Origin of the sequence: Candidatus Thiosymbion oneisti, assembly GCF_900092655.1 — a bacterium.
Lineage (GTDB): Bacteria > Pseudomonadota > Gammaproteobacteria > Chromatiales > Chromatiaceae > Thiosymbion > Thiosymbion oneisti.
The window spans coordinates 1-5,307 of sequence record NZ_FLUY01000956.1 but is presented as its reverse complement, the minus strand read 5'-3'; the positions used below and the strand labels follow the sequence as shown (position 1 = coordinate 5,307).

The window sequence follows — 5,307 nt, the reverse complement described above, 5'->3', positions numbered from 1 at the left end:
CCCACGCTGGAGCCTGGGGAGCCAGCCGAAAATCAATGCCCGTAGAAAATCAATAGGTTAGTTTTTAGACAGCCTCTTAAGCGTTGAAACGCAGGACCCATGACATGACAACACGCGAAGGCAGCCTGCAGGCACCTACCAGGCACCCGATCGATTGGACTAACCCTAAGTTTTTCGATGCGGGTGACCTGTTCAAGGAGCTCGAGCGGGTGTACGACATTTGCCACGGTTGCCGGCGGTGCGTCAGCCTGTGTCATGCCTTTCCCACCTTGTTCGATCTGGTGGACGGATCGGACACCCTGGAGGTGGACGGCGTAGCCAAGGAGGACTACTGGCGGGTCGTGGACCACTGTTACCTGTGTGATCTGTGCTTCATGACCAAGTGCCCCTACGTCCCGCCCCACGAGTGGAATCTGGACTTCCCGCACCTGATGCTGCGGGCCAAGGCGCTGAAACACAAACAGGGCAAGACCCGGCCGCGGGACAAGCTACTGTCCAACACCGATGGGATCGGCTCGCTGGCGGGCATTCCCGTGATCTCGGGGGTGGTCAACACCGTCAACCGGTCCGGCGTTGGCCGTAAGCTCCTGGACGCCACGCTCGGTGTCCACCCCCAGGCGCGGGTCCCCGAGTACCACAGCAATACTCTGCGCAAGCGGCTCAAAGGCCGGGTCGGGCGCCGCTCCGAGGGCGAGGCCGCGGGCCCGACCACCGGCAAGGTCGCCCTCTTTACCACCTGCTACAACAACGTCAGCGAGCCGGACGTGGGCATGGACCTGGTAGCGGTGTTCGAGCACAACGGTATTCCGGTCACCATCCCGAGCAAGGAAAAGTGCTGCGGCATGCCCAAGCTGGAGCTGGGAAACCTTAAGGCCGTACAGAAGGCCAAAGACGCCAATCTCCCGATCCTGGAGCGGCTGGTGGACGAGGGCTGGGACATCGTGGCGCCGATACCCTCCTGTGTGCTCATGTTCAAGCAGGAGCTGCCGCTCATGTTCCCGAACGAAGACGGGATACGGAAGATCAAGGCGCACATCTACGACCCCTTCGAATACCTGATGCTGCGCCACAAGCACGGTAAGCTCTCCACCGAATTCACCCAGCCCTTGGGTACCGTCGCCTATCACGCCGCTTGCCACCAGCGAGTGCAGAACATCGGCCGCAAGACCCACGAGTTGCTCTCCCTGATCCCGGATACCAAGGTGGAGCTCATCGAGCGCTGCTCAGGGCACGACGGCACCTATGCGGTCAAAAAGGAATTCCACGAGTACTCCATGAAGATCGTCAGGCCGGTGACCAATCAGGTGAAGCAGCTCGGGGCCGACCACTACGGCAGCGATTGCCCCATAGCCGGGCAGCACATCGGCCATGCCCTGGCCGACGGCAGCAGGCCCGAACACCCGCTGACGCTGCTGCGTATAGCCTACGGGCTGTGATGCCGCCACCGGGTTTCGGTTAATATTGCAGACTGACCGAGCGGCGCAATGCCGGGCAGGCGCCAGCGTATAAAACTACGAATCACGCTCGTTCCCACGCTCCAGCGTGGGAACGCCGTCGTGTCCGCTCCCGCGGATTCAGTCAGGGTGGTGGGCACAGCCCACCCTACAATTCCTTTGTGCCTTTGCGGTTCAAACTATCCCACAGCCAACGATTGCAGATACGGATGTCGGGCACGCCGCTGTCCAAAAATGCGGTTCGCGCCTCCTCGTGATGCCATCCTGTAAGACCTACCGCGCTCACCGCATCCTACGTCCATCTTACGGGCTTTGCCCAACCGATATCACTTAAATATTAACCACTAGCCCGCCGGGGTCCGACCCGCCCGCGGCAGGCAGGGAATGCCATTTCTCCGCCGTAGGGAGGGCGACTACGGATTGTGGGCGAGACGCCCACGCCCCTCGCGGGCGACGCCGTGGCTTCATCGATGCGACCCGCTCATTTTTCCCATACTCAATCCGGCCTGGGCTGTCCGGCGACCAGAAGACGCAGTCTCATTGATGCCGGGTGGATCGTCGGTGGGCACAGCCTACCCTCCGATTCTGATTTTGTATCCTTTATCCGCAGATTACGCAGATTCTCACAGATTGAGAACGAAATAATCTGTGAAAATCTGCGTAATCTGTGGATTAAAAAAATGTCGGGATTCCTCCATCACCCCAACTACCCTACTGGCGACTGCAAACTTGCTCCCGATTCTGTCCATAGGGACACACAGGCGACGATTGCACTATGATTACGTTAGCTGCTTTGTTTAAGAGATCAGGACGGGAGAGGAGAATGCGATGACGCGCACGCGGGGGTTTCAGATCTCGAGTTCCGGGCCGAACTTTGGGCCGAGCGCCGGGGAGAAGGCGAGCGACACTTCGCCTACCGACGAGCGGATGGGCGGCCTGCTGCTGGTGATAGCGGTTTCCTGGATACTATTCTCGGGTGGAGTCGGATACTGGTTGTGGGCAACCGGACATCACGACAAGGCGATCACCGCCTGGATTGTCACCTTCACCTTGTTTGTTACCGTTATGGGACTCTGGCGGCTGTGGGAAAAACGCCGCTACGCAAGCATCCACTGGACCCTGCTCAATCACCAGCTGCCCTTGGTCTTCGTGTTGCTGCCCCCGATTGCGGGCGTATTGATACTCAATGTCACTCCCCCTGACCAGATCTGCTCACCCCAGGAAATAACGGGCGGAGCGGATGCGCAAGCGGTCGGGGGGTCGGCGGCGGACCCGGAGACGGTCAAGGTACGGGACGCCGGTGACTATAGTACCCCCCTTGTCTCGCATGTGTTCTACCCCACCTATTACAGCCTGCTCGTGGTGGTGAGTACCATCTTCTTCAACCTGCAGACGGAGGTCGAAGAATGGATGAAGACGCTGGAGAAAGGCGACCGGGAAGCGAGCCGCTGGCACTCCGTCAGTGCCTTCTGTCTGCTCATCGGTCTGTTCGCCGCGCTGCTCTACGCCTTGCCCTATATCGCGGATATTCAGGGGCTCATCGAGGATTCGATCCACCGCGCCACCCTGTTCTACATCGCCTTGGCGGCCGCCTTGTTTCTGCCCTTGATCGCGATCCTGATCCGCGCGAAGCTGGAAAGGGCGCAGACCAAAGCGACGGGGAAAACCAAGCCGACGGAGGAAACCATCTATGCCTATTGAGATGATCATGGGAATCAGTGCGAACCTGATCCTCGGGCTGCCCCTCATTGTGGCCTTTATCTGGACCACACTCTCTTCGCACCGATCGTCACGACCGCCGCGGCCGGACCCGACCAACCTTCCGGGCTGTAAAGATACTTGGTTCCTGCCCACCGATCGGACCTAAGAGCCTGTCCGGGTGCAGTCCTGAGTTGTTTGGCGTTGGTTGTAGAATGCGGTGTGTTGGGTTACGGTGCGTTCGGCCCTATCATTGTGCTTCGGGATCGGATAGCGCGCCTAACCCAACCTACGCTTGACGCGAGGTCCGCGCGGGCCGGCAGCGCAGGGGGGCATGCGGGTGTAGGTTGCATCGAAACGCGACACGTCAAATCCCCCCGACAACGCTAAATCATTCAGGATCGCTTTTAACCAGACGGCTTCTCAGCTCTATGAGGACCCTGGTCTTCCACTCCGTCAAGGGCGGCCTCGGCCGCACCCTGGCCCTGTGCAATCTGGCCCGGGCCCTGGCATCGACCGGGCGGCGGGTCCTGATGCTGGATTTCGATTTCACCGCGCCGGGGCTTCACCACAAGTGGCAGCAATCGCCCGGGCCCGGCTACCTGGAGTATCTGGACGCCTTCGACGTCGAGGCCCGCGCCGGCGGTGTCTCGGCGCGCAAACGCTGGGGCCTGCTCCAAGACCGGATCGATCGCATCGACGAGCAACTGTACCTCCTGCGGGCGGGGGACGAGACCAGCCCCGATTATTGGCGCCTGATCGCCTCCTACCGTTTTCATCGCCTCTTCTACTTTGCCCCCAAGGAGATCAATGGCCTCAGTCCCAGGGTCTTTCCGCTGGAATGGCTGGATCGCAACCGGGAGGCCTTCGACGCCGACAAGCAGCTGATCGCGGAGCGTTTTGCGCCGGACTATCTGCTGGTGGACTGCAAGACCACTACCGAGCCGAGTGCGGTCATCCTGCTATCCTGGGCGGATTCCATCGCCCATTTTCTCCCGGCCAACCCCGAAGGCATCCAATACGCTTGTGGTACCGCCCAGGCCGTGGTGCGGGAGATGGCACGCCAAGGATGCCCCATCGGCTTCGTGCCCGTGATCGCCCGGGTGCCGGATCATCGCAGCGAGCACATGGACGTGGACTGTATCCGCACCATCGGGGACAGCTGGCGCCGCCGGCATTGGTCCGACGGGGAGCAGGGCTACGCCGCCGGGCTGTTCCGGGAGCGGGATTTCGTCGTCCTCGCCGAGACCCGGGAGATCGAAGGCCGGGAGCGCATCCTGTTCGAGATGCGGGAAAAGAAGGACCCGTTCTGGCAGCTGAGTCACGACTATCTCGGCCTGTGTGCCCGCTTGGCGCCGCCCGCGGGAGATACGGAAGACCCGGCCGCCGCGGAGGCCTGGTGGTACGAGCAGCTCGGCATGCAGCAGGATGCACGCATCCTGGCCCGGCAGTTCGACAGCTACCCCCACCAAGGGACCCTCCTCAATGTGGACGAGCAGCCCCACATCGCCATGCGGGTCAAGACCTTTCATCTGCTGATCAAAGGGCTGCTGGACGCCTGTCAGTTGGACGGGCCGGACGCCCAACGGGCCGCCCTGGTCACGGTGGGCCGTCGCTGTGGCCGGGATTTTGCCGCCGAGCTCAACGACAGCTTCGAGCGGGAAGGCGTCGCGGCGGCGTTCTCCAAGCGTATCGAGCGGTGGGCCGAGTTCGACTCGGGGGTCGGCATCGGCGTGATCCATCCCATGGCGATCGACGAAGCCTCCGGGGCCATGTGGCTGCGGGTCGTCGGCGACGCCTTCGGATTGCACCCGGACTGGTTTCCCGACGATCAGGGCAAGGATCTGCGCAGCTTCTTCGAGGGCTACCTGGAAGGCGTCATCGGAGACCTCTTCCAGGCCGTGGCGGCCACGGATGATCACCCTGGGCTGGCGGTCCGGACCGTTGCGGAGGACCAGCTACCATCGGAGCTTCGCAGCAACACACGGTCGGGCGCGGTCAATTATTATCGGGTCTCGGCAGCAGACCCCGAAAACCATGTCCAAACCTATAGAGACTGTCTAAAAAAGGGCCATAGGCCGTAGGCTGGGTTGCGGCCAGGGACGGCCAAAACCCAGCAACAACCAAAGCTGGGGTTCGTTCCTCACCCCAGCCT

At 61.5% G+C, this 5,307-nt stretch carries 3 protein-coding genes; all 3 read left to right on the top strand.

Annotation, left to right across the window (positions count from 1 at the left end; translation table 11 throughout):
* Window positions 1-83: 83 nt before the first annotated feature.
* Window positions 84-1,436: a (Fe-S)-binding protein gene (locus BQ17_RS09820; protein WP_439645663.1), complete on the top strand. Its 1,353-nt coding sequence runs from the start codon at window positions 84-86 to the stop codon at window positions 1,434-1,436.
* An 846-nt stretch (window positions 1,437-2,282) separates the two neighbouring features.
* The gene (locus BQ17_RS09815) at window positions 2,283-3,155 is read left to right on the top strand and encodes a hypothetical protein (RefSeq protein ID WP_089726604.1); all 873 of its coding nucleotides are present in this window, start codon (window positions 2,283-2,285) and stop codon (window positions 3,153-3,155) included.
* Window positions 3,156-3,583: 428 nt separating this feature from the next.
* Window positions 3,584-5,236: a nucleotide-binding protein gene (locus BQ17_RS09810; RefSeq protein ID WP_089726602.1), complete on the top strand. Its 1,653-nt coding sequence runs from the start codon at window positions 3,584-3,586 to the stop codon at window positions 5,234-5,236.
* Window positions 5,237-5,307: the final 71 nt, after the last annotated feature.

Excerpts from the sequence above, each read along its gene's own strand:
- BQ17_RS09810 (WP_089726602.1), top strand. The coding sequence starts at position 3,584 with ATGAGGACCCTGGTCTTCCACTCCGTCAAGGGCGGCCTCGGCCGCACC.
- BQ17_RS09815 (WP_089726604.1), top strand. The coding sequence starts at position 2,283 with ATGACGCGCACGCGGGGGTTTCAGATCTCGAGTTCCGGGCCGAACTTT.